This is a genomic window from Streptomyces sp. CC0208 (assembly GCF_003443735.1).
Classification (GTDB): domain Bacteria; phylum Actinomycetota; class Actinomycetes; order Streptomycetales; family Streptomycetaceae; genus Streptomyces; species Streptomyces sviceus.
Genome location: NZ_CP031969.1, coordinates 1,546,716 through 1,570,309, shown reverse-complemented (window position 1 = coordinate 1,570,309; position 23,594 = coordinate 1,546,716). Strand labels below are relative to the sequence as shown.

Below are 23,594 nucleotides of genomic sequence, written 5' to 3'. Positions count from 1 at the left end.
GACCGCATCGGACCGGGGACATACGACCAGGGTCGGATCCACGGTCGCTTCGTGGACCGCGGTCCGATGTGCCGTACACGGGGCCGCGACAGTCTGATCGGCATGATCGAGGTACAGGATCTGACGAAGCGTTACGGGACGGCCCTCGCCGTCGACCGGCTCTCCTTCCGGGCCGAACCCGGGCGCGTCACGGGCTTCCTCGGCCCGAACGGTGCCGGGAAGTCGACGACGATGCGTGCCATGGTCGGGCTGCACCGCCCCGACACCGGACAGGTGTTGCTGAACGGGCGCCGGTACGGCCAGTTGCGCGAACCGCTGCGGACGGTGGGCGCGATGCTCGAGGCCAAGTCCGCGCACCCCGGACGTACCGCCTATCACCACCTGTTGTGTGTCGCCGAGAGCAATCGGCTGCCCAGACGACGGGTGGACGAGGTACTGGCCCAGACAGGACTGGACAACGCCGCCGACCGGCGTACCGGCGGGTTCTCGCTCGGCATGGGACAGCGACTCGGCATCGCCACCGCGCTGCTCGGCGAACCGGACATCCTCCTGTTCGACGAGCCGGTCAACGGTCTCGACCCGGACGGTGTGCGCTGGATCCGTACGCTGGTCAAGGAGTTGGCCGCCGAGGGACGCACTGTGTTCATGTCCAGCCATCTGATGAGCGAGATGGCACAGACCGCCGACCACCTCGTCATCATCGGCCAGGGCCGGCTCCTCGCCGACACCGACATGAACAGCTTCATCGAGGACAACTCCGTCTCCAAGGTCAGGGTCCGCACCCCGGAGGCGGAGCACCTGCTGTCGCTGCTGAAGGCGAAGGGCATCAGCTCCCACAAGCAGCTCGACGGAACCGTGATGGCCGTGGGCGTGGACGCGCCGACCGTCGGCGGCATCGCCTCCACCCACGGCGTGATGGTCCATGAACTGGCCACCGAGCACAGTTCGTTAGAGGACGCCTTCATGCGGCTGACCGCGCAGGCCGCCGAGTTCAGGGCGGGGCAGCGATGATGTCTACGAACTCCCTCACAGCGGTGGTCCGTTCCGAATGGAGCAAGGCGCGCACCGTCCGCTCCACGTCCTGGACCCTGCTCCTCACCTTCGTGCTCAGCGTCGGCATCGGCGTCACCAACGGCCTCTCCGTCAAGAAGGCCATCGCCGAGGACAGCCCGCTGGTCCGGCCCGACTTCCACCCCGCCAACTCCGGGTTCGTCGGAGTGAGCATCGGCCAGCTGGTCCTGGTGGTCTTCGCCGCCCTCCTCGTCTCGGGCGAACACTCCGGCGGGATGCTCCGGACCTCGCTGCTGGCCGTGCCCCAGCGCGGCCTGCTCTACGGGGCGAAGCTCACCGTCGGCGCGCTGCTGACGCTCGGGGTGTCCGTGGTCACCGTTTTCGTCGCCTTCCTCGCCTCCGAGCAGGCCCTCGGCTCCATCGGCGTATCGCTGGACAGCCCGGGGGTGCCGCGCGCCCTGGTGGGCGCGGTCGTCCAGCTGACCCTCATCTGGACCTTCAGCGCCGGGGTGGCGGTCATCCTGCGGAGCCCGGCGATGTCCCTCAGCGTGCTGATCCCGTTCCACTTCATCCTGCCGACCTTCATGCTCAACATCCCCAGCCTCAAGACGATCGCCTACTACCTCCCCACCCAGGCGGGCGCGCAGATCATGGAGGTGGCCGAGCAGGGCGACTCGACCCTGTCCGCGGGCGCCGGGCTGGCCGTGCTGCTCGGGTGGACGACCGCCGCGGTCATCGGCGGCCACATCGCCCTGCGCTCCCGGGACGTGTGACCCGGGACCGCTCCGGGACCCGTGAGAGGACAACCGTCCCGGGCGCCCGGGACATCGGGCGACCTACGTTGCCGGAGGGCACCGGCCGGTGCTCATCTCGACAACGAACGGACAGGGGACACCCATGACCTCGACCGACGAGCTGTACGAGGCGCCCGAGCTCATCGAGATCGGTGACTACGCCGAACTCACGCGCTGTGTGTGGGGCGGAGACTGCACCGACTTCCTCGGCTGCGGCACCGCCTGGATCTGTGTCTGACCCACTGATCGGCTGACCGCCCCCTGAGGGCGGAGTCCGACGACCTGATGGTGGAGGCAGGCGGGCCAACAGCCTGCCTCCACCGTCAGGTTACTGAACGGCCGTGACGAGGTGAACACACGCATGGACTTCCTGATTCTGCCGGACCGCGAGGAAGCCGCGAGGCTGCTCCCGGACCACCTGGCCCGCTCCGACGACGAGATGATCCGTCACCCCTCGGGACGGCCGTGGCTGTTGGGCCGCTGGGAGCCGCACGAGCTGACGGTGGTGACCGCCGGCGCACGACGGCTGGTCCTGCTGGGTCCCACCCGGATCGACCACCCCACGGTCGAGCGGGTGCTCGGCCGGGCACGGACACTCCACGGCCTCGACGCGGTGGCCCGCTCGCTGCCGGGGAACCCCTATCTCATCGCTTCCATGGACGGGCAGGTCCGCGCCCAGGGTTCGGTGTCCACGGCCCGGCAGCTCTTCCTGGGCACCGTCCGCGGTGTGCCGGTCGCCGCCGACCGGCCCGACCGACTGGTCGGGCCGACCGGGAGCACCGTCGACGAGGACAGTCTCGCGCTGCGGCTGCTCTCCCCGCAGCCGCCGTGGCCGCTGTCCCAGCGCGGCCTGTGGAGCTCGGTGTCGGTTCCTCCCGTCGGCCACTGGACGCTACTCGGCCCGACCGGCCCGGCCCGCACCGTTCACTGGTGGTCGCCGCCCGCCCCGGAGGTACCCCTGCCCGAGGCCGCCGGAACCCTGCGGGCCGCCCTGCACGACGCGGTCGGCGTACGGACCGCCGGTCCCGGCACGGTCAGCGCGGACCTGTCCGGCGGCATGGACTCCACCACCCTGTGCTTCGTGGCGGCGGCCGAGGGCGCCGACCTGCTCACCTATCACGTGGAGCCGCTGGACCGGGCCAACGAGGACGCGCGATGGGCGCGGCTGGCGGCCGAGCGGCTGACCGACGCCCGCCATCTGACGGTGCCCTCCCAGGGCGCGAGCAGCTGGTTCGACCTGCCGGTCTCCGACGGGCACCTCGGCGAGGGGCCACTGCCCTGGCACGGCGGACGGACCCATCTCGAAGGGCTCGCCCACACCGTCGCGGAACACGGGTCGAGGACGCACCTGACCGGCCTCGGCGGCGACGAACTCTTCGGGATCATGCCCAGCATCCTGTGGTCCCTGGCACACCGGCACCCGCTCCGCAGCCTGCCGGTGCTGCGTCGCTATCAACTTCTCAACCGGTGGGGTCTGTTCGCCATGGCGCGCGGGCTGACCGACCGTACCGGTTTCGCACAGGCGGTCGGCGGGGCGGCGGACACCCTCACCTGTTCCAGACCTCCCGCCGGCCGACTCGCCCTGGGCTGGAGCATCGACCCGAGGATGCCGCCCTGGGCGACCCCCGACACCGTCGACACGGTCCGGCGGCTGCTGCGGGAGACCGCGGAAACCGCCCCGGTGCCCCTCGACCCGGACCGGTTCCGGCACCGTGTGCTGGAGTCCCTTGTGCTGGAGGGCTCGACCGTCCGGCAGCTGGGCCGGTACACGGAGCCCTACGGCGTCACGTGGGAGGCCCCGTTCCTGGACGACCGGGTCGTCGAGGCCGCGCTGTCGGTCCGGGTCGAGGACAGGGCCGTACCCGGTCGCTTCAAGCCCCTGCTCACCGCCGCGATGCGTGGTCTCGTCCCCGACGCCCTTCTCGACCGGCCGGACAAGGGCGAGTTCAGCGCCGAGATGTTCCGGGGGCTGAACGACAACAAACGCCGACTGCGCGAGTTGTGTGCCGACCTGCGGGCCGCCGACCGGGGGCTGGTCGACGCCGGCGCCCTGCGGGAGGCGCTGACCCGGCCCGTGCCGGACGCCAGACATCTGGGCCCGTTCCAGAACACGCTGGCCTGCGAGTCATGGCTGCGCACCCTCGCTTCGGCACCCGCCGCGCACTCTGGAGGTGGATCACGATGACCGTCGCTCTGGCCCCCCATGTCACGCTGACCGAGGTCGAGGGCGGGATGGTGCTGCTCGACCAGCGCGTCGGCCGGTTCTGGCAGCTCAACAGGTCCGGCGCCGCCACCGTACGGCTGCTGCTGGAAGGCCGTTCGCCGGAGGACGTCGCCACGCACCTCTCCCGGCAGTCCCCCGACGCGGCCGAGCGAGCCGTCGGTGACGTGCGTGCCCTGCTCGACGCGCTGACCAGGGCACGACTCGTGGTGAGCGCCTCATGAGCATCCCTGTTGCGGTCGAAGGCTCGGTTCCGCTGCCGTGGCGCAGACGTGTCACCGCCCGGTCCGCGGCCGGGGCGGCACGACTGCTGGTCCGGTTGCCGCCGCGGCGGCTGTGCCAGGTCCTGCGGTTCGTGAGCCGGGGAAGCCGCCCGGCCGACGCGGAGCGGGCGCTGGCCGCCCGACAGGCGGTGGTGACGGTCAGCCTGCGCTGCGCGGGCATCGCGGGCTGTCTGCAGCGCTCGGTGGCCACGGCGCTGCTGTGCCGCCTGGCCGGCCGCTGGCCCGACTGGTGCTCGGGGTTCCGCACCCGGCCGTTCGGCGCGCACGCCTGGGTCGAGGTGGACGGCACCGCGATCGGCGAGCCCGGTGACATGACCTTGTTCCACACGGTTCTGAGCGTGCGTCACCAAGACCGTGACCAACACCTTCACCAAGGCCGCCGTCAGGCACGTCGCCAGGCTCGGGCGGGCCGTCACGAGGGGAGGCAGCCGTGAGCGAACGCGACGGCATCGCCGTACGAACAGAGGGTCTCGCGAAGCGCTACGGAACCACCGAGGCGGTGTCGGGGCTGGACCTCACCGTCGAGTCGGGACAGATCTTCGGATTCCTCGGACCCAACGGCGCGGGCAAGACGACCACCATCGGTGTGCTGACCACCCTGCTGCGACCGACGGCGGGCCGGGCCGAGGTGACGGGCCATGACGTGGCGAGGCACCCGCACCGCGTACGACGTCAGATCGGCCTGGTGTTCCAGGAGTCCACGCTGGAAGGCGACTTCACCGCCGCCGAGAACCTGCGCTTCCAGGCGGACCTCTTCGGCGTCCCCAGGCGCGCGGTGCCCGGCCTGATCGACATGCTGCTCGACCTTGTCGACCTCTCAGACCGCAGGGACACCCTGGTGCGCACCTTCTCCGGCGGTATGCGCAGACGTCTGGAGATCGTCCGAGGCCTGATGCACGGCCCCCGGTTGCTCTTCCTCGACGAGCCGACCACCGGTCTCGACCCGCAGACCAGGAACGCGATCTGGGAGTACCTGATCCGGCTCCGGCGGGAGCAGGGGACCACCGTGTTCCTGACCACGCACCACCTGGAGGAGGCCGAGCACTGCGACCGCATCGCGATCATGGACCGTGGACAGCTCGTGACGCAGGGCGGCCCGGCGGAACTGAAGACGGTCGTCGGCGCGGATCTCGTCACCCTGCGCACCGGCGATGACGCGCTGACGACCCGGACACTGCGCGACACCTTCGGCCTGGAGCCGGAACACGGAGCCGACGGCGTGCGACTGCGCGTCGCCGACGGTGCCGCGATGGTGCCCAGGCTGTGCACGGAGATCGGCGTGCCCGTGCACTCGGTCACGGTCACGCCACCCACTCTGGACGACGTCTTCCTGCACCACACGGGCCGCACCATCCGCGACACGGACACCGGCCCACGGGCACTCACCGACCACGTGGCAAGGAGATAGCGCCCATGCTCCGCACAGAACCCTCTTCCGGGACGACCGCACCCCGCCCGCCCCGGGAGACGGCCGCTCCGCCCTCGACCCGGGTCTCGTCCCACTCCAACCTCCGGGCCGTGCGCGTGCTGTGGCAGCGCGAAATGACCCGCCTGACCCGTAATCCGGTACGCCTGGCCATGGGACTGCTCACTCCGCTGCTGTTCCTGGTCGTTCTGGGCACCGGGATGAGTTCCTCCCCGGGTTCGGCCGGTGACGGCATGCGCCAGTACCGGACCTTCCTGTACCCCGGCGTCCTCCTGATGTCCGTTCAGGCACCGGCGATCGCGGTCGGCATATCGATCGTGTGGGACCGCAAGTCCGGGCTGCTGCGCCAGATGCTCGTCGCACCGGTACGGCGTGGTGCGCTGATCCTCGGCGTCTGTCTGGGCGGGGCCGCGGCGGGCACGGTCTACGGGGCGATGGTGGTGGCCCTTGCCTGGGTGGCGGACATCCCGTACGAGCCGCGGCTCCTGCTCGTCCTTCCGGAACTCGCGCTCATCTCCCTGGTGTTCACCAGCCTGGCGGTGCTGGCCGCCGTGGCCATGAAACGCATCGAGACGTTCCAGGTCGCGGTCAGCCTCGGGATGATGCCGCTGCTCTTCACCTCAGGCGCGATGTTCCCGGTGGGCGGCCTGCCCGGCTGGCTCGGCTTCGCGGTCAACGTCAACCCGCTCACCTACGCCGTCGACGCGATCCGCCGCACCCTTCCCGGGATCGGCGCGGAGTACGGCGGCCGGGCGGCAGGGCCCACCTGGGGAGGCTGGTCCCCACCGGTCGCCCTGGAACTCGGCGTCATCGCGGCCATCGCCGCGCTCGCCGTACTGGGGGCCGCTCGCCGGTTCTCCCGCACCGAATAAGCCGAGTAGCGAGTAAGCCGAGTAAGGGGACACGAGTGAACGTCATCATCAGTACCGTGTGCCGACTGGGCCTCGCCGGCCTGTGGATCGCGTCGGGTGTCGCCAAGGCCATGGACCCGGGCCAGACGTACATCGCCGTGGCCGCCTTCGACGTGATGCCCGACCAGCTCACGAGCACGGTCGCCGCCGTGCTGCCCTTCCTGGAGCTGGGGCTGGGGCTCCTGCTGCTCCTGGGCGTCGGCACCCGGGCCGCCGCGGCCCTGTCGGTGGGCGTACTCGTCGCCTTCATCGCGGGCATCGTCCAGGCCTGGGCGCGCGGACTCTCCATCGACTGCGGCTGCTTCGGCGGCGGGGGCCAGGTGTCCGCGGGCCGGACCGAGTACCCGATGGAGATCGCCCGGGACCTCGGCTTCCTCGCTCTCGCACTCGTCCTGGTCCGGCGCCCCGCGACCCGGCTGTCGGCCGACGGCCTGCTGGCCCGGCATTCGGCTCGTTCCGCGTCGCCCGTCACAGAAGGGAAGTAGACCATGGCTCTCACCCGCCGGACCGCCCTCGCGCGGCAGGCCGAACCGGGACAGCCGAGCGGACCCCGGCGCCCACCCCCTGCCCCGCGACCGCCCCGCAACGGCCGGGTCGTCGCCCTCGTGGTGGGCGCCGTGCTCGCGCTCGCCGTCACCGTCGGCACGGTGGTCCAGGGCAATGAGCGGGACAGGGTGGCGAACACTGTGATCTCGGCCAGTTCCCTGGCGACCAAGTCCTCCTACCCGGTCGAACTGGACGAGGGGACCGGGACCGTGCGGGTGGGACGGGAGGACGCCGAGGTGTCGATCGACATCTACGAGGACTTCCTCTGCCCGGTGTGCGGCCAGTTCGAGAAGCAGTACTTCACCGCCATCGAGCGGGAGCTGGAGGCCGGCCGCATCAAGGTCGAGTACCACATGCTCGACCTGCTCAACCCGCTGTCGAACCCGCCGGGCTACTCACAACGCGCGGCCAACGTGGCGCTCGCGGTGGCCGCGAAGGACCCGAGGAAGTTCATGGACTTCCACTACAGCCTGCTGCGGACCCAGCCGAAGGAGGGCAGCGCGGGCTGGACCGACGGACAACTGCTCGACCTCGCCGAACGCCTCCAGGTCCCCGTCGACGACGTCACCGCTCTCGGCGACGCCGGCCGGTACGACGACCGCATCCACGCCAACAGCACCAGGGCCGCCGCCGACAGGTCGCTGTGGCAGGGCACGGGCAGCGGCAAGGCCTTCGGCACGCCCACCGTCGTGTCGGGCGACCGGATCATCCCGTGGCAGCAGGACACCTCGTGGCTACGGAAGCTCGTCGGATCCGACTGACGGGCGACGCCCCGGTCTTCGGCCGCCCCACACCTTCGCCCTGCTCGGCTCATGTCGCGCAGCTCGACGACGAGGAAAGCCTCGGCCAGTCCGCGTCCAGGCTCTGGCTCAGTGCCCACAAGGGTCATAGCTCCGGTTCACCCCGTTCCGGAGCACCGCACAGAGGGTTCACGGGGCCTTCTCAGGGGCTGGTCGGTGCATGACTCCGGGGGGCGTGTGCGGTTAAGGTCGCAGCGGCGCGACTGGCCTTGACGTGCGAGAGGCCCGGAGAGCAAGGGGAAATCGTGACACAGCGCGTGCTCATCGCCGCGGACAAGTTCAAAGGCTCGCTGACGGCCGTGCAGGTCGCCGAGCGGGTGACGGCCGGGCTGCGCCGGGTCGTGCCGGACCTGGAGGTCGAGTCGCTGCCCGTCGCCGACGGCGGTGACGGCACCGTCGCCGCGGCGGTCGCGGCCGGTTTCGAGCGCCGGGAGGTGGCGGTCGCCGGGCCCCTCGGCCAGGAGATCACCGCCGCCTTCGCGGTCCGCGGGGACACCGCCGTCGTAGAGATGGCCGAGGCCAGCGGCCTCCAGCGGCTGCCGGCGGGTGTCTTCGCCCCGCTCACGGCGTCGACGTACGGCTCCGGGGAGCTCCTGCGCGCCGCGCTGGACGCGGGTGCCCGCACGATCGTGTTCGGGGTCGGCGGCAGCGCCACCAACGACGGCGGCGCCGGAATGCTCTCCGCGCTCGGTGCCCGTTTCCTGGACGCCGACGGCGAGCCCGTGGCCCCGGGCGGCGGTGGCCTCGCCGACCTGGCCTCGGCCGACCTGTCGGGCCTTGACCCGCGGTTCGCGTCCGTCGAGTTCATCCTGGCCAGCGACGTCGACAACCCGCTGACCGGTCCCAAGGGCGCCCCCGCGGTCTACGGCCCGCAGAAGGGCGCCTCGCCGGACGACGTGGAGGCACTGGACAACGCCCTCGCCCACTACGCGAAGGTGCTGGAGGAGGCCGTCGGTGCGAAGGCCGCCGAGTACGCCGCCTCGCCGGGTGCGGGCGCGGCCGGCGGCATCGGCTACGGAGCCCTCCTGCTCGGCGCCCGGTTCCGCCCGGGCATCGACGTCATGCTCGACGTCCTCGGCTTCGCGCCCGCGCTGGAGTGGGCGGATCTGGTGATCACCGGCGAGGGCTCCCTCGACGAGCAGACCCTGCACGGCAAGGCCCCGGCGGGCGTCGCCGCGGCCGCCCGTGCGAAGGACAAGGAGGTCGTCGCCGTGTGCGGCCGCCTCGCCCTCCCCCCGGAGGCCCTCGGCCGGGCGGGCATCCGCCGCGTCTACCCCCTCACCGACGCCGAGCCCGACATCCAGCGCTGCATCGCCGAGGCGGGCCCGATCCTGGAGGACGTGGCGGAGCGGATCGGCCGGGACTTCCTGGTCTGACCCGAACCACATCACTGACGCGCGGCCCCGACAGCCGGTACGCGTCCAGCACCGGCGTCATCTCGCCTCCAGCCGGACACACGTCCGAGGGGCCCGAACCGTCACCGGTTCGGGCCCCTCGGGCGTTCAACGGCCAAGCGCTACGGCAGCTGGGCCGCCCGCGCCTCGCGCCTGTTGCCGCGGAAGTTGTTCACCCGGCGGGCCGTCGCGAACAGCGGGATCACCGCCCCCGTCACGAGCTGCAGCGCGCAGCCGGTCTGGAGGAGGAGCTGGCCGCTGGGGGCACCGAAGGCCCAGGCCGCCAGCAGTCCCATCGCCAGCACGATCCAGGAGAGCATTGCCACCGCGAGCCGCCCCCGCGGCTTCGGGTACTCCACCCGGCTCACCATCAGCCACGCGGTGCCCAGGATCGCCAGGAGCGTCGCCACGAACGGCAGCTCCAGAAGCACGATCGCGACCACCGTGAGCGCGCCGAACGGGGACGGCATGCCCTGGAACATGCCGTTCGCCACCGTCACGCAGGAGAATCTGGCCAGCCTGAGGACCACCGCAAGCAGCACCACCACGGCCCCCACCGCCGCCACCCGCTGCGACGCGTCGTCGGCGACCATGCCGTAGACGAGCACGAAGTACGCCGGCGCGAGGCCGAAGCTGATCAGGTCGGAGAGGTTGTCCAGCTCGGCGCCCATCGGCGAGGAGCGCAGCTTGCGCGCCACCAGGCCGTCGAAGAGGTCGAAGACCGCCGCGCACAGCATCAGGATGACCGCCGTGGCCGCGCTGTTGCGCGCCATGCCGGACTCCTGGCTGTCGGTCAGGTGCGGGATCAGGATGCCGGTGGTGGTGAAGTACACCGCCATGAAGCCGCACGTGGCGTTGCCGAGGGTGAGGGTGTCCGCTATCGAGAGGCGGAGAGAAAGAGGCATCTCCTCCTCGTCGTCGACCTCGTCGGCCTCGGGCACCCAGCCCGCCTGTGTCTCGGGATCAATCACGGTCAATGCGAGTCACCCCAGCCGTCGTCTTCTGGCCGACCTCGACCGCGACCTCCACGCCCTCGGGCAGGTAGATGTCGACGCGCGAGCCGAAGCGGATCAGACCGATGCGGTCACCCTGCTCGACCTTCGTGCCCTGCGGGATGTAGGGCACGATGCGACGGGCCACCGCGCCGGCGATCTGGATCATCTCGATGTCACCGAGCTCGGTGTCGAAGTGCCAGACGACGCGCTCGTTGTTCTCGCTCTCCTTGTTGAACGCCGGAACGAACCCGCCGGGGATGTGCTCGACCGAGGTCACCGTGCCGGAGAGCGGCGCGCGGTTGACGTGGACGTTGAGCGGGCTCATGAAGATCGCGACGCGGGTGCGACCGTCCTTCCACGGCATGATGCTCTGCACCACACCGTCGGCGGGCGAGATGACCCGGCCCGGGGCGATCTCGCGCTCGGGGTCGCGGAAGAACCACAGCATGCCCGCCGCCAGCGCGGTGGCGGGCACGGCGACGGCCTTGGCGGCGCCGGACCTGCGCGCGCGTACCAGGCTCAGTGCTGCGGTGGCGACGGTCGGCAGGAGCCACGGCGATGCTCCGCGCGCGAGGCGTACGCCTGCCAGGCTGTCGCGATGTGCAGAGGTTTGGCTGTGGGGCATGGATGACCTTCGTAGCGGATGATGCCGCGCACTAGACGGGGGACGGCGGCTTTCCGGGATCGTACCGGTCGCGGGCCACAACTGGGCAAGCCAGGAAGCCGAGTCGGCGGCTGAACCGTGCTGACGGGGTGTGATCTTCTTCTCCAAGAAAACACCCCGTATCCGGACATCTAGCCCTGGAACCGATACTCTTCGAGCAGCCTGCGACCGATGATCATTTTCTGGATCTCGGCGGTACCTTCACCGATCAGCAGCATCGGAGCCTCACGGTAGAGGCGCTCGATCTCGTACTCCTTGGAGAAGCCGTAGCCGCCGTGGATCCGGAAGGCGTCTTCCACGACCTCCTTGCAGTACTCGGAGGCGAGGTACTTCGCCATCCCTGCCTCAAGGTCGTTTCGCTCACCGGAGTCCTTTTTGCGAGCCGCGTTGACCATCATCGCATGCGCGGCCTCGACCTTGGTAGCCATCTCGGCCAGCTTGAACTGAATCGCCTGGTGCTGAGCGATCGGTTTGCCGAAAGTGTGACGCTGCTGGGCGTACCGGACGCCGAGTTCGAAGGCACGCTGAGCGACTCCGCAGCCACGTGCCGCCACATTGACGCGGCCCACTTCCACGCCGTCCATCATTTGGTAAAAACCTCGGCCGGTGGCCCCGCCGAGCACCCGATTGGCCGGAAGTCGCAGGCCATCCATGATCAGCTCGGTGGTGTCGACACCCTTGTAGCCCATCTTGTCGATCTTCCCGGGAATGGTGAGACCGGGACGGACCTCTCCGAAACCGGGCTCCTTCTCGATCAGGAAGGTCGTCATCGACTTGTGGGGCGCGGTGCCCTCAGGGTGTCCTTCGTCACTTCGGACGAGAACGGCGACCAGAGTTGACGTTCCGCCGTTCGTCAGCCACATCTTCTGACCGTTCAGGACGTACTCGTCGCCGTCCCGGACCGCCTTGGACGTGATGGCCGACACGTCGGAACCCAGACCCGGCTCCGACATCGAGAAGGCGCCCCGGACGTCGCCGGCCGCCATGCGCGGCAGGAAGTGGTCCTTCTGCTCCTGCGTGCCGTGCTGCTTGAGCATGTACGCCACGATGAAGTGGGTGTTGATGATGCCGGAGACCGACATCCAGCCGCGGGCGATCTCCTCCACGCACAGCGCGTACGTCAGGAGGGACTCGCCCAGACCGCCGTACTCCTCGGGGATCATCAGGCCGAACAGGCCCAACTCCTTGAGCCCGTCGACGATCTGCTGCGGGTACTCGTCGCGGTGCTCCAGCTCGGTCGCGACCGGGATGATCTCCTTGTCCACGAAGTCCCGGACGGTGGACAGGATCTCCTGCTGGATGTCGGTCAGACCGGCGGTCTGGGCGAGGCGTGCCATGGGGGTCAGCCCTCCTGAAGTTCCGGGCGGCCGGGCTGCTCGCCGCCGCGCTCCTTGATGTAGGTCTCGGTGGGCACCATGACCTTGCGGCGGAACACGCAGACCAGCGTGCCGTCCTGCTTGTAGCCCTTGGTCTCGACGTACACGATCCCGCGGTCGTTCTTCGACTTGGAGGGCCACTTGTCGAGCACGGTCGTCTGGCCGTAGATCGTGTCGCCGTGGAAGGTCGGCGCCACGTGCTTGAGTGACTCGATCTCCAGGTTGGCGATCGCCTTGCCGGAGACGTCCGGCACGGACATGCCGAGCAGCAGGGAGTAGATGTAGTTCCCGACCACGACGTTCTTGCCGAAGTCCGTTGTCTTCTCGGCGTAGTTGACGTCCATGTGGAGCGGGTGGTGGTTCATGGTGAGGAGACAGAAGAGGTGGTCGTCGTACTCCGTGACCGTCTTCCCGGGCCAGTGCTTGTAGACCGCCCCGACCTCGAACTCCTCGTAGGTGCGTCCGAACTGCATGCTCAGGCCTCCGGGATCTCGAACTTGGAGGTGCGCTGCATACCGGCCGCACGCCCCTTGCCGGAGATGACCAGCGCCATCTTGCGGCTGGCCTCGTCGATCATCTCGTCGCCGAGCATCGCCGAGCCCTTCTTGCCGCCCGCCTCGGACGTGTAGTAGTCGTACGCGTCCAGGATCAGCTCGGCGTGGTCGTAGTCCTCCTGGGAGGGCGAGAAGATCTCGTTGGACGCCTCGACCTGGCCCGGGTGCAGCACCCACTTGCCGTCGAAACCGAGGGCCGCGGCACGCTGGGCGACCTCGCGGTAGCCGTCGATGTTGCGGATCTGGAGGTAGGGGCCGTCGATCGCCTGGAGGTTGTTGGCGCGGGCGGCCATCAGGATCTTCATCAGGATGTAGTGGTAGGCGTCCGCCGGGTAGCCGGGCGGCTGCTCGCCCACGACCAGCGACTTCATGTTGATCGACGCCATGAAGTCGGCCGGGCCGAAGATGATCGTCTCGACCCGCTGGGACGCCGTCGCGATCTCGTTGACGTTGTTGAGGCCCTGCGCGTTCTCGATCTGCGCCTCGATGCCGATCTTGCCGACCTCGAAGCCCATGGTCTTCTCGATCTGGGTCAGCAGGAGGTCGAGCGCGACGATCTGTTCGGCCGTCTGCACCTTCGGCAGCATGATGCAGTCGAGGTTCTGGCCGGCCCCCTCGACGACGGTGACGACATCGCGGTACGTCCACTCGGTCGTCCAGTCGTTGACGCGCACGACCCTCGTCTTGCCGGTCCAGTCACCCTCGTTGAGGAACTTGACGATGGTGTGCCGCGCCTCGGGCTTGGCGAGCGGGGCGCACGCGTCCTCCAGGTCGAGGAAGACCTGGTCGGCGGGGAGGCCCTGCGCCTTCTCCAGGAAGCGGGGGTTGCTCCCGGGGACCGCGAGACAGGAGCGTCGCGGACGCAGACGGTTGACGGGCGTGGTCATGCGGGGACCTCCAGGGGGTCGAGCTTGTTCGCTTTCCGGATCTCGTCGACGATGCGGCCGATGATTCCGGTGATGTCGAAGTCCTTCGGGGTGAAGACCGCGGCCACGCCGGCAGCCCTGAGCTGTTCGGCGTCTCCATTGGGGATGATCCCACCGGCGATGACAGGTACATCTGTGGCGCCTGCCACATGGAGCCTTTCCAGGACGTCCGGCACCAGCTGGGCGTGCGAGCCGGACAGGATGGACAGGCCGACCGCGTGCACGTCCTCGGCGAGGGCCGCGTCCACGATCTGTTCCGGAGTCAGCCGGATGCCCTGGTAGACCACCTCGAAGCCGGCGTCCCTCGCGCGTACGGCTATCTGCTCGGCGCCGTTGGAGTGCCCGTCCAGGCCCGGCTTGCCGACCAGGAAGCGCAGCTTGCCGACGCCGAGTTCCTTGGCGGTCACCTCGACCCGGCGGCGGACGTCGGCCATGGCCGAGCCGGCTTCCGCCGGGACCGCGACCGGCGCCGAGGAGACGCCCGTGGGCGCCCGGAACTCGCCGAACACCTCCCGCAGGGCCCCGGCCCACTCGCCGGTCGTGACACCCGCGCGGGCGCACTCCAGGGTGGCCTCCATGAGGTTGGCGGTGCCCTTGGCGGCCTCCTTCAGCTTCTCCAGCGCCTTGCACGGGCGCGGGTGGTTGAAGGGCGGCTGGTAGCGGGTGTCGCGCCAGTTCTGCAGCCCGGCGATCACGCGGGCCTCGACGGCCGGGTCCACCGTCTGGATCGCGGTGTCCAGATCGGCCGTCAGCGGGTTCGGCTCGGTCGTCTCGAAGATGTTGACGCCGATGATCTTCTCCTGCCCGGACTCGATACGAGCCCGGCGTTCGGCGTGCGAGGAGACGAGCTGCGACTTCAGGTAGCCCGACTCGACGGCGGCCATCGCGCCGCCCATCTCCTGGATGCGCTCGATCTCCGCGAGGGACTCCTCGACGAGCTTCGCGACCTTCGCCTCGACGACGTGCGAGCCCTCGAAGATGTCCTCGTACTCCAGCAGGTCGCTCTCGTAGGCCAGCACCTGCTGCATCCGCAGCGACCACTGCTGGTCCCAGGGCCGGGGAAGGCCCAGGGCCTCGTTCCAGGCCGGCAGCTGGACGGCACGCGCGCGTGCGTCCTTCGAGAGGGTCACGGCCAGCATCTCGAGGACGATCCGCTGGACGTTGTTCTCCGGCTGCGCCTCGGTCAGTCCGAGGGAGTTGACCTGGACGCCGTACCGGAAGCGGCGGTGCTTGGGGTTCTCGATGCCGTAGCGCTCGCGCGTGACCTGGTCCCAGATGCGGCCGAAGGCGCGCATCTTGCACATCTCCTCGATGAAGCGGACGCCCGCGTTCACGAAGAAGGAGATACGGCCGACGACATCGCCCATGCGCTCCTGCGGTACCTGTCCCGAGTCCCGGACGGCGTCCAGGACCGCGATCGCCGTCGACATCGCGTACGCGATCTCCTGGACCGGTGTGGCGCCCGCCTCCTGCAGGTGGTAGCTGCAGATGTTGATCGGGTTCCACTTGGGGATGTGGGAGACCGTGTACGCGATCATGTCGGTCGTCAGGCGGAGGCTCGGCACCGGAGGGAAGACGTGCGTGCCCCGGGACAGGTACTCCTTGACGATGTCGTTCTGGGTCGTGCCCTGGAGCTGGGTGATGTCCGCGCCCTGCTCCTCGGCGACCACCTGGTAGAGCGCCAGCAGCCACATGGCGGTGGCGTTGATCGTCATCGAGGTGTTCATCTGCTCCAGGGGGATGTCCTGGAACAGCCGGCGCATGTCACCGAGGTGCGCGATCGGCACGCCGACCCGGCCCACCTCGCCGCGGGCGAGGATGTGGTCGGAGTCGTAACCGGTCTGCGTGGGCAGGTCGAAGGCCACGGAGAGCCCTGTCTGCCCCTTGGCGAGGTTGCGCCGGTACAGCTCGTTGGACGCCTCGGCCGTGGAGTGACCGGCGTACGTGCGCATGAGCCACGGCCGGTCCTTCTCCCGCTTGCCTGCGGCGGGCTGACGCTCAGTCATCTATGACCCCGGGTGTCTCAGATGTTGCGGAAGCGGTTGATGGCGTCGATGTGCTGGGCGCGCATCTCCTCGTCGCGCACGCCGAGACCTTCCTCGGGGGACAGGCACAGCACGCCGACCTTGCCCTGGTGGAGGTTGCGGTGCACGTCGTAGGCCGCCTGGCCGGTCTCCTCCAGGGAGTACACCTTGGAGAGGGTCGGGTGGATCTTGCCCTTCGCGATGAGCCGGTTGGCCTCCCAGGCCTCGCGGTAGTTGGCGAAGTGCGAGCCGATGATCCGCTTCAGGGACATCCACAGGTAGCGGTTGTCGTACTCGTGCATGTAGCCCGAGGTCGAGGCACAGGTGGTGATCGTGCCGCCCTTGCGCGTGACGAAGACGGAGGCGCCGAAGGTCTCGCGGCCCGGGTGCTCGAAGACGATGTCGATGTCCTCGCCGCCGGTGAGCTCGCGGATGCGCTTGCCGAAGCGCTTCCACTCCTTGGGGTCCTGGGTCTGCTCGTCCTTCCAGAACTTGTAGCCCTCGGCGTTGCGGTCGATGATCGCCTCGGCGCCCATGGAGCGGCAGATGTCCGCCTTCTGGTCGCTGGAGACGACACAGATCGGGTTGGCGCCGCCGGCCAGCGCGAACTGCGTGGCGTACGAGCCGAGCCCGCCGCTCGCGCCCCAGATCAGGACGTTGTCGCCCTGCTTCATGCCGGCGCCGTTGCGGGAGACCAGCTGCCGGTAGGCGGTGGAGTTGACCAGACCCGGGGCGGCGGCCTCCTCCCAGCTCAGGTGGCCGGGCTTCGGCATCAGCTGGTTGGACTTGACGAGCGCGATCTCGGCGAGACCGCCGAAGTTGGTCTCGAAGCCCCAGATCCGCTGCTCGGGGTCGAGCATGGTGTCGTTGTGGCCGTCCGAGGACTCCATCTCGACGGACAGACAGTGCGCGACGACCTCGTCGCCGGGCTTCCAGGCGTTGACGCCGGGGCCGGTGCGCAGGACCACGCCCGCGAGGTCGGAGCCGATGATGTGGTACGGCAGGTCGTGGCGCTTGGCCAGGTCGTTGGTGCGGCCGTAGCGCTCCAGGAACCCGAAGGTCGACAGCGGCTCGAAGATCGAGGTCCACACCGAGTTGTAGTTGACGCTCGATGCCATGACGGCGACCAGGGCCTCGCCCGGGCCGAGTTCGGGCAGCGGCACGTCGTCGAGGTGGATCGACTTGCGCGGGTCCTTGTCACGGGTCTCAAGGCCCGCGAACATCTCCGTCTCGTCCTTGTGCACGGTGATCGCGCGGTACGACTCGGGGAGCGGCATGGCGGCGAAGTCGGCCGGCGTCGAGTCCGGCGACTGGATCGCGTCCAGGATGTCCTTCACGGTCACGGTGTTGCCTCCGGCGAATGGCGTCTTGAGGGGAGACGCTGAGGGTTACGTCGGTGCCGTCGGTTCGGCGGTCATGCTGTTCGGCAGCGCTTTGTGGCGCGGGAGGTTGCCTGTGACGCAGGCGTCCGGGCGGGCAAATCGATGACTTGCTGGGACAGCCGACGTACGAAAGGTCTCTGCACGCCGGCCGCCCGGACTCCCCTCAACGTAAGACACCGCGTGCCACCGTGCAAGGCACTGAGTGCCAGAGATTGCTCTCAGATGAAATCTTTACGTAACAAATGAGCGATGATCGATCAAAGCTACTGGCGAGTAGGGTGTTCGTCCCGTTTGCGTCATTCCGGTTGTGCCGTGAAGTCACGGAACATGAACTCCGTGTTGTCACCCCGGACGCCGATGCCACCGGGTGTGTACAGGCCCCCCGGTGAGGCGTCCGTCACGTCCAGCACCCGGCGGCCCCCGAGTTCCAAGGTGATGCGCACCCGGTGGTCCGGGAGGTCGGTGGCGGTGGCCACGGCCTGGGTCCAGTCATCCGGCGGGAACGAGGCGGACGCGCTGGCAAGGGTCACGTAAGTGCCCCCGTTGGCCGGGCCGCCGGGCGTCTTGCGCTTCACCACGACCTGCCCGTCCCGCCGGATCACGCTGACCGCGTAGCACTCCTGCTCGCTGTGGAACCGCAGCCACAGATGGACACCGTCGTACGGCTGCGCCGGAGTGCGCGGTGTCGTCACCAGGTCCGTCAGACGCAGCCGCAGGGAGAGGCGGGTGTCACCGAAGTCGCGGCGCCGCGAGGCAAGCCGGAAGACCGCCGAGTCCGTGGCCCGGGCGGACTCGGCGTCGGGACGCTCACCGTCGGGATGCCCCGACCAGCCCGCCCCGTCGAGCCCGAACAGTGAGCCGCTGGTCATGGTCCAGTCGGGGGAGTGGCGGGCGCCGGGGGCGTCGGGGTGCCAGTACGCGAACTCGTTGGTGACCAGGCCCCGTTCGGGAAACTCGGGCCGGAACTCCGCGGGCGGGTCGCCCCGGCCTGCGTCGCGCAGCGTCAGTCCGCCCGCGAACGCCGACACCAGCAGCACGGCGAGCAGGACCCCGGTGAGGAGTCCTGCCCGCCGACGCCGCACGAGCCGCCGGATCACGCCGTACGCCCTCCGTCGACCGCGCAGTCCGCGAACCCGGGCCACGGCTGGGCCTCCGACCGCCGGTAGACGCCGAGCGCGATGCCACCGGTGCCGCCCGCGGCGGGGACGGACGTGTGCACCAGCCCGGCACCGACGGTGACGTCGGTGGTCCGTGGCCCGACCGACACCCGCACATCCCGCTCCGCGGCGTCCGGCAGCTTGCGGGAGAGCACGGTACGAGGGTGGGCGCCGGGCCCGGACAGGACGGTGATCCAGCCGCGGGAGAGGCGGACCGTGAGCTGGTCCGGGGCGCCCCGGCGCACCACGACCGAGCTGTGCAGCCCCTCCTCCGACAGGCCTGTGAGCCGGGTGTTCAGCGAGTAGCCGGACCAGTGCGCGGTGCTGCCGGGCCGGTAGGCGGCGAAGGCCCAGCCGCGCGAGCCGATCGGCTGCACACCGCCGGCCCCGATGACCGCCCGCGCCCGGCGGCCGTCCCCGTCGGTCCAGCCGGCGGGACCGTCGAAGGGCCCCGCGACGGCCGGCGAGCCGGGCAGCGGGGCGGTCTCCACGTGGCTGAACGCGGGCCAGGACGGGCCGGTCTCCCCCTGGGACAGGGCCAGGGCGATCCCGCCGGTGCCGCGCACCCCGCTGCTGTTCGGCACCGTGAACCGGTGGCGGCCGTCCACCACCGCCTCGGTCCGGGCACCGTCCACGGTCAGCCGGACCTCGTGGGAGGGGCCGGGAGTCAGCGCGTGTTCCGCGAGGACACGGTTCCGCGTCCGGCCGCCGACCACCTGGGCGGTGCCGTGGGAGACACGCACCCCGACCGTGGCGTCCCCGCCGACCCGCGCGAACACCGTGGCGCTGCCGCCTCGCGCGGGCAGGGCGGTCAGCCCGGCGGTGACCGAGTAGTGGTCCCAGTCGGCGGCGCCGTACGGAGCGTAGGCGCCGTAGACGTAGTGGTCGGAAACCGAGCCCTTCCCGGTGAGCACGTCGGTGCTTCCGAGCGGCTTCCAGCTGATGCCCGTCCAGCGCTCCGGGAAGCGCAGCGGGTCACCCGTCGGCGGCACCGGCGTACGGGCCGCCACCTGCGCGAGCAGGGCGTCGGGGGTGGTGTCCGCGAAGACCTCGAGACGCTGGTACTCCTGGTGGACAGCCGATCTGCGGGCCGCCGGCTCGGGGGCGAACGTCTTGTCCGTCAGGGCCGCCGCGAAGGTCCGCTCGATCAGGTCGCGCACATACGACGTCTGCTGCGGGTCCGCCGACTCCGAGAAGGGATAGGCGAACAGACTGGGCCGGGGCAGGCCGTGTCGTTCGAAGTCCGCCAGGGAGCTGGTGAAGTCCGCCCTGACCCTGCGCTGGTAGTGGTCCGTGCTCTCCAGACGGCCGGTGGAGGCGAGGTACCTGCGGTGGGCGAGCAGTGAGCCCAGCTCACCGTGCGGGCCGATCCGGGTGCGGCTGTGCAGGTCGTGGGTGTGGTCCTCGAAGTCCCAGCGGCCCGAGCGGGCCATCCGGGCGATCTCCTGCCAGGACAGGTAGTAGGGCCGGTGCCGGCCCACCCTGCCGGTGATGAGGAACGAGACGGCGTTCATGCGGTGCCGTGCGAGGATGCGGTCCCCGTAGGTCCACAGGCCGTGGGTGCCGTCGTCGAAGGTCAGCATCACCGAGCGCGGCGGCACCGGGCCGCCGAGCAGGTAGGCGACGAACTCGTCGGTGGTGAGGGTGCGGTAGCCCGCCGCCCGGAGGGCGCTGAGCTGCCGTTCGAACACGGCCGGGTCCACGATGTAGCGGCTGCCGCTGTGCGGCTTGAGGTCGTGGTAGGTGAGGATCACCGGCGCCGCGCGTTCCGGAAGACCGGCTCCGACGGCCTTCCAGCGGGCGGCGGTCGCCGCGTCGACGTGCGCGGCCGGCACGCTCACCTGGCGGGTCACGTTGCGCTGGTCGACGTAGACACGCCAGGCGACCACGAAGGGCACGGTGAGCACCAGCGCGGTCAGTGCGGCCAGGGCGCCGCGCAGGGTGCCGCGGCGCAGACGGGCGGTGAGGCGGGACCGCCTCCCGGTCACAGGGCGGTCCACGGCTGCCAGCTCCCCCGGGTCAGCACCAGCAGATACAGGGCGATGACGACGCCCGCGGCCAGCAGCGCGGCCAGCCCCCGCCCGACGGCTCGAACGGCCTTCACGACAGCCTCCTCGACCAGACGCCGCGCCGGATGGTCAGCAGCGAGTACGGCAGCAGCCAGGACAGCACCAGCGACGACAGCAGGCTCATCAGCGGCCGGTACCGCCACCGCGTGGATCGGGGGTTGTCCGCCTTGAAGGCCAGGCCCCACACCACGCCCTTGAGCAGGACGCCCCCCAGATACAGCCCGGTCAGGAACCACAGCCCGTGGTACGGGGCCCAGACCAGGTGGCGTACGGCCATCAGCGGAGCACACAGCACCCACAGGACGTGCCCGTAGAAGAGCACCGCAGGACCGAGCCCGCGCCGCCACATGAAGGTTCCGGTGAAGAACAGATTGCGGATGAAGCTCTTCTTCCAGCGCACCTGCTGCCGCATGAAAGGCCTGAATCGAGCCGGAACGGTCGTCCAGACCTTCGCGGACTGCACATAGCCGATACGCCACGGCAGTTCCGGGTGATTCCGCTCGGTGACGAAAGGGGAATCGGCGTATTGCGCCTTGAGTTTCCGCCCCTTCCATTTCTGGCCCAGGACGTATCCCGTCAGCTGCCGGTCGGTGGCGAACCGGAATTCACCACCGAGGAAACGGTCGCCGGCCCAGGCGGGGAGATAGTTGACAATCGCGTCCCGGCGGAACACGGCGAGTGGCCCGGACACGCACGAGACGGACCCGAAGGTCGCCTCCGCGGCCTTGGCGACCCGGAACTGGCCCTCGTACCAGACGTCCTGGGCCTTGGACAGCACGCTTTCGTCGGCGTTCAGCGCCCGGGCGTGGCCGCTGACCGCGCCCAGCTCCCGGTGCAGCGCCAGCGCGGTCACACACCGCCGCAACGCGTCGGGGGCGAGCACGCAGTCGGAGTCGGTGAAGGCGAGGATGTCCCCGTCCGCGAGCTCGGCGGCCCGGACCAGGGCGTGCTTCTTGCCGACGTTGTGCTCCAGGTAGAGCACCCGCAGGGGCAGTTCACGTGCCAGCCGCCGCAGCACCGCGGGGGTGCCGTCGGTGGAGGCGTCGTCGACCACCACGATCTGCAGGTTCGGGTAGTCGCTCCCGGCCATCGAACGCACGCACGCCTCGATGCCGTCCTCCTCGTCCTTGACCGCCACCAGGAAGCTCACCCGTGCTCGCGCGGGCAGCTCGGGGAAGCGGTCCAGGTGACGGGGGCGCCCACGCAGCGTCCGCCGGGACGGGTCGTCGTAGCGGCTGTAGGCGATGAACAGCATGGAGACGGTCACCGTCAGGACCAGGAAGCCGTACCCGAGGACCAGGGGGGCCTGGACCAGCCGGGGTGCCTCGTGGGCCAGGATCAGCAGCAGCGGGAGCAGCATGATCACCACGAGCAGACGGCGGGCGGCGTGCCGTACGCCCGGGTCCATGCGGTCGGTCAGCGCCGTGAGGCGGGCTCGGCCGACCGGCGGCGCGCCGCGCTGACCGGGCACGAACGGGGAGGGCTCGGGCCCGCCGGGTGTGGCGGGCCGCTGGGCCTGGACGCTCATACCACCGCCCGGTGCTTGAAGTCCTGCAGCCGGTAGGTGGTGTCCAGGACCGGGACGTCGTCCCCGATCCACGACAGGTCCTGCCGTGGGTGCACACAGTGGACCAGCACCAGGTCCCAGTCCCGCTCGCCGGGCTCGGGCTCGGACCGCAGCCACCGCCCGCCCACGGACACCGAGGGGATCAGCGGGTCGGTGTAGGCCACCTCGGCGCCGGACTCGCCGAGGGCGGCCATGATCTCCAGCGACGGCGACTCCCGCAGATCGGCCACCCCCGGTTTGTACGCCACCCCGACCACCAGCACCCGGGCCGCGCGCAGCGGCACACCCCGGTCGGCGAGGACGTCCCGGGCGCGCTGCACCACCGCGTGCGGCCGGGTGGCGATCGCGGTCATCGCCGTGTCGATCAGCGGCGAGGCGACCCGCTTCTCGCGCAACTGCCACAGCAGGTAGTGCGGGTCGCAGGGGATGCAGTGCCCGCCCACTCCGGGACCGGGGAAGAACGGCATGAAGCCGTACGGCTTGGTGGCCGCCGCCTGGATGACCTCCAGGGCCTCCAGGCCCAACTCCCCGCAGATGGTGGCGAACTCGTTGGCCAGGGCGATGTTGACCGCGCGGAAGGTGTTCTCCAGCAGCTTGGTCATCTCGGCGGCCTCGGGCGAGAGCACCTCGTGCACCTCGGCGCCGGTGCGCCGCAGCACGTCGGCGGCGCGTCGGGTGCACTCGGGACTCACTCCTCCGACCACCCGCGGGGTCGTGCTCTGGGTGTGTTCGGTGCTGCCCGGGTCGATGCGCTCCGGGGCGTAGGCGACGCTCAGGTCCTCGGGCACCCGCAGTCCGCGCTCGGCGAGCGGGCCCAGCAGCAGGTCCCGGGTGGTGCCGACGTAGCTGGTCGAGGTCAGCACGAGGGTCTGTCCGGGGACCGCCTGGGCCGCGGCGGTGGCACAGGCGCCGGACAGCGCCCGCAGGTCGGGCACCAGGTGGTCGTCGACGGGGGTCGGGACGCAGATCAGGACCGTCTCGGCGGCGCGCAGGGCCGTGGGGTCGGTGGTCAGGACGAACCGGTCGGCGCCCGGGCCGTCACCGGTGTGGACGCGCAGTCGGCGGTGGTCGTCGGGGACCAGGTCGACACGGTGTTCGCGGATGGCGTCCAGCCGGGCGGCGTCCACGTCGAGTCCTATGACCGTGAGACCCGACTCCAGCAGGGCGAGAGCCGTCGGCAGCCCGACATAGCCGAGCCCGATGATGCCGACGGCTGGCGGAGTGGAAAAGGACAAGGTAATCCCCCCTGAGAAATGCCGCGGGCAGGCGGCGAAAGGACTGTGAGGGCGCGCACCGAGCCTCATTCCCCTGTTCCCCGAGGCTTTTTCCGGTGTTCACGCCGAGACCGCAGGCCTCCCCGGGCCCGTGGGTCTTCTGTCCGACGATCGGAAAGCCTGCCATGCCGTCGGACCACGAGCGGGATTTTCGGTGAAGATCGCGAAGGAGCTGGGGCATCCTTGGCGAAGAGTTCGAAGAGAAACTTTTCTTCGAAC

General features: G+C 70.1%; 22 protein-coding genes. 11 read left to right on the top strand and 11 right to left on the bottom strand.

Annotated features, from left to right (window positions below; all coding sequences use genetic code 11):
• Positions 1-102 precede the first annotated feature (102 nt).
• The 11 genes from D1369_RS07240 (at position 103) to D1369_RS07190 (ending at position 9,369) form a co-directional block, all read left to right on the top strand.
• A complete protein-coding gene (locus tag D1369_RS07240) occupies positions 103-1,011 on the top strand; it encodes an ATP-binding cassette domain-containing protein (protein ID WP_037903843.1) in 909 nt (302 codons plus the stop codon).
• 23 nt (positions 1,012-1,034) lie between these two features.
• Complete coding sequence (locus D1369_RS07235) at positions 1,035-1,784, top strand: ABC transporter permease (RefSeq protein ID WP_050789790.1); 750 nt, start codon at positions 1,035-1,037, stop codon at positions 1,782-1,784.
• A gap of 124 nt (positions 1,785-1,908) precedes the next feature.
• The gene (locus tag D1369_RS07230; RefSeq protein ID WP_106433542.1) at positions 1,909-2,043 is read left to right on the top strand and encodes a lasso RiPP family leader peptide-containing protein; all 135 of its coding nucleotides are present in this window, start codon (positions 1,909-1,911) and stop codon (positions 2,041-2,043) included.
• Between the two features lie 123 nt (positions 2,044-2,166).
• Positions 2,167-3,990, top strand: a complete 1,824-nt coding sequence (locus tag D1369_RS07225) for an asparagine synthase-related protein (protein ID WP_118082346.1) — start codon at positions 2,167-2,169, stop codon at positions 3,988-3,990.
• Positions 3,987-4,250 carry a lasso peptide biosynthesis PqqD family chaperone gene (locus D1369_RS07220; protein WP_007385814.1) on the top strand — a complete coding sequence of 88 codons (264 nt, stop codon included), beginning with the start codon at positions 3,987-3,989 and terminating at the stop codon, positions 4,248-4,250. Before D1369_RS07225 ends, D1369_RS07220 begins: the two co-directional genes overlap by 4 nt.
• Positions 4,247-4,744 carry a lasso peptide biosynthesis B2 protein gene (locus D1369_RS07215; protein WP_007385815.1) on the top strand — a complete coding sequence of 166 codons (498 nt, stop codon included), beginning with the start codon at positions 4,247-4,249 and terminating at the stop codon, positions 4,742-4,744. The genes D1369_RS07220 and D1369_RS07215 overlap by 4 nt, the downstream gene beginning before the upstream one ends.
• Positions 4,741-5,718 (top strand): daunorubicin resistance protein DrrA family ABC transporter ATP-binding protein, encoded by a 978-nt coding sequence (locus D1369_RS07210; protein ID WP_007385816.1) that lies wholly within the window; start codon positions 4,741-4,743, stop codon positions 5,716-5,718. The genes D1369_RS07215 and D1369_RS07210 overlap by 4 nt, the downstream gene beginning before the upstream one ends.
• Before the next feature lie 5 nt (positions 5,719-5,723).
• Positions 5,724-6,608 carry an ABC transporter permease gene (locus tag D1369_RS07205; protein ID WP_007385817.1) on the top strand — a complete coding sequence of 295 codons (885 nt, stop codon included), beginning with the start codon at positions 5,724-5,726 and terminating at the stop codon, positions 6,606-6,608.
• Between the two features lie 35 nt (positions 6,609-6,643).
• Positions 6,644-7,132, top strand: coding sequence for a MauE/DoxX family redox-associated membrane protein (locus tag D1369_RS07200; RefSeq protein WP_007385818.1), 489 nt, complete (start codon positions 6,644-6,646; stop codon positions 7,130-7,132).
• A 3-nt stretch (positions 7,133-7,135) separates the two neighbouring features.
• On the top strand, positions 7,136-7,954 hold the full coding sequence (locus D1369_RS07195) for a thioredoxin domain-containing protein (protein WP_007385819.1): 819 nt from the start codon (positions 7,136-7,138) through the stop codon (positions 7,952-7,954).
• 296 nt (positions 7,955-8,250) lie between these two features.
• Positions 8,251-9,369 (top strand): glycerate kinase, encoded by a 1,119-nt coding sequence (locus D1369_RS07190; protein WP_037901931.1) that lies wholly within the window; start codon positions 8,251-8,253, stop codon positions 9,367-9,369.
• 140 nt (positions 9,370-9,509) lie between these two features.
• On the opposite strand, the gene pssA is transcribed toward D1369_RS07190, so the two are convergent.
• The 11 genes from pssA to D1369_RS07135 all read right to left on the bottom strand — a co-directional run bounded on the left by pssA (position 9,510) and on the right by D1369_RS07135 (position 23,336).
• A complete protein-coding gene (gene pssA / locus D1369_RS07185; protein ID WP_037901932.1) occupies positions 9,510-10,328 on the bottom strand; it encodes a CDP-diacylglycerol--serine O-phosphatidyltransferase in 819 nt (272 codons plus the stop codon).
• A gap of 22 nt (positions 10,329-10,350) precedes the next feature.
• Positions 10,351-11,007, bottom strand: a complete 657-nt coding sequence (locus D1369_RS07180) for a phosphatidylserine decarboxylase (protein WP_007385822.1) — start codon at positions 11,005-11,007, stop codon at positions 10,351-10,353.
• Between the two features lie 170 nt (positions 11,008-11,177).
• On the bottom strand, positions 11,178-12,383 hold the full coding sequence (locus D1369_RS07175) for an acyl-CoA dehydrogenase family protein (RefSeq protein WP_007385823.1): 1,206 nt from the start codon (positions 12,381-12,383) through the stop codon (positions 11,178-11,180).
• Positions 12,384-12,388: 5 nt separating this feature from the next.
• Positions 12,389-12,895 carry a MaoC family dehydratase gene (locus tag D1369_RS07170; protein WP_007385824.1) on the bottom strand — a complete coding sequence of 169 codons (507 nt, stop codon included), beginning with the start codon at positions 12,893-12,895 and terminating at the stop codon, positions 12,389-12,391.
• Between the two features lie 2 nt (positions 12,896-12,897).
• Entirely contained in the window at positions 12,898-13,863 is a 966-nt protein-coding gene (locus tag D1369_RS07165; protein ID WP_007385825.1) for a CoA ester lyase, read from the bottom strand.
• The gene (locus D1369_RS07160) at positions 13,860-15,908 is read right to left on the bottom strand and encodes a protein meaA (RefSeq protein ID WP_007385826.1); all 2,049 of its coding nucleotides are present in this window, start codon (positions 15,906-15,908) and stop codon (positions 13,860-13,862) included. Before D1369_RS07160 ends, D1369_RS07165 begins: the two co-directional genes overlap by 4 nt.
• Before the next feature lie 17 nt (positions 15,909-15,925).
• The gene (gene ccrA / locus D1369_RS07155; protein WP_007385827.1) at positions 15,926-17,263 is read right to left on the bottom strand and encodes a crotonyl-CoA carboxylase/reductase; all 1,338 of its coding nucleotides are present in this window, start codon (positions 17,261-17,263) and stop codon (positions 15,926-15,928) included.
• 341 nt (positions 17,264-17,604) lie between these two features.
• Complete coding sequence (locus D1369_RS07150) at positions 17,605-18,405, bottom strand: DUF1080 domain-containing protein (protein ID WP_240436053.1); 801 nt, start codon at positions 18,403-18,405, stop codon at positions 17,605-17,607.
• Positions 18,402-20,465, bottom strand: a complete 2,064-nt coding sequence (locus D1369_RS07145) for a polysaccharide deacetylase family protein (protein WP_162951001.1) — start codon at positions 20,463-20,465, stop codon at positions 18,402-18,404. Before D1369_RS07145 ends, D1369_RS07150 begins: the two co-directional genes overlap by 4 nt.
• 100 nt (positions 20,466-20,565) lie before the next feature.
• A complete protein-coding gene (locus tag D1369_RS07140; protein WP_118082343.1) occupies positions 20,566-22,062 on the bottom strand; it encodes a glycosyltransferase in 1,497 nt (498 codons plus the stop codon).
• Positions 22,059-23,336: a nucleotide sugar dehydrogenase gene (locus D1369_RS07135; protein ID WP_118082342.1), complete on the bottom strand. Its 1,278-nt coding sequence runs from the start codon at positions 23,334-23,336 to the stop codon at positions 22,059-22,061. The genes D1369_RS07140 and D1369_RS07135 overlap by 4 nt, the downstream gene beginning before the upstream one ends.
• Positions 23,337-23,594: the final 258 nt, after the last annotated feature.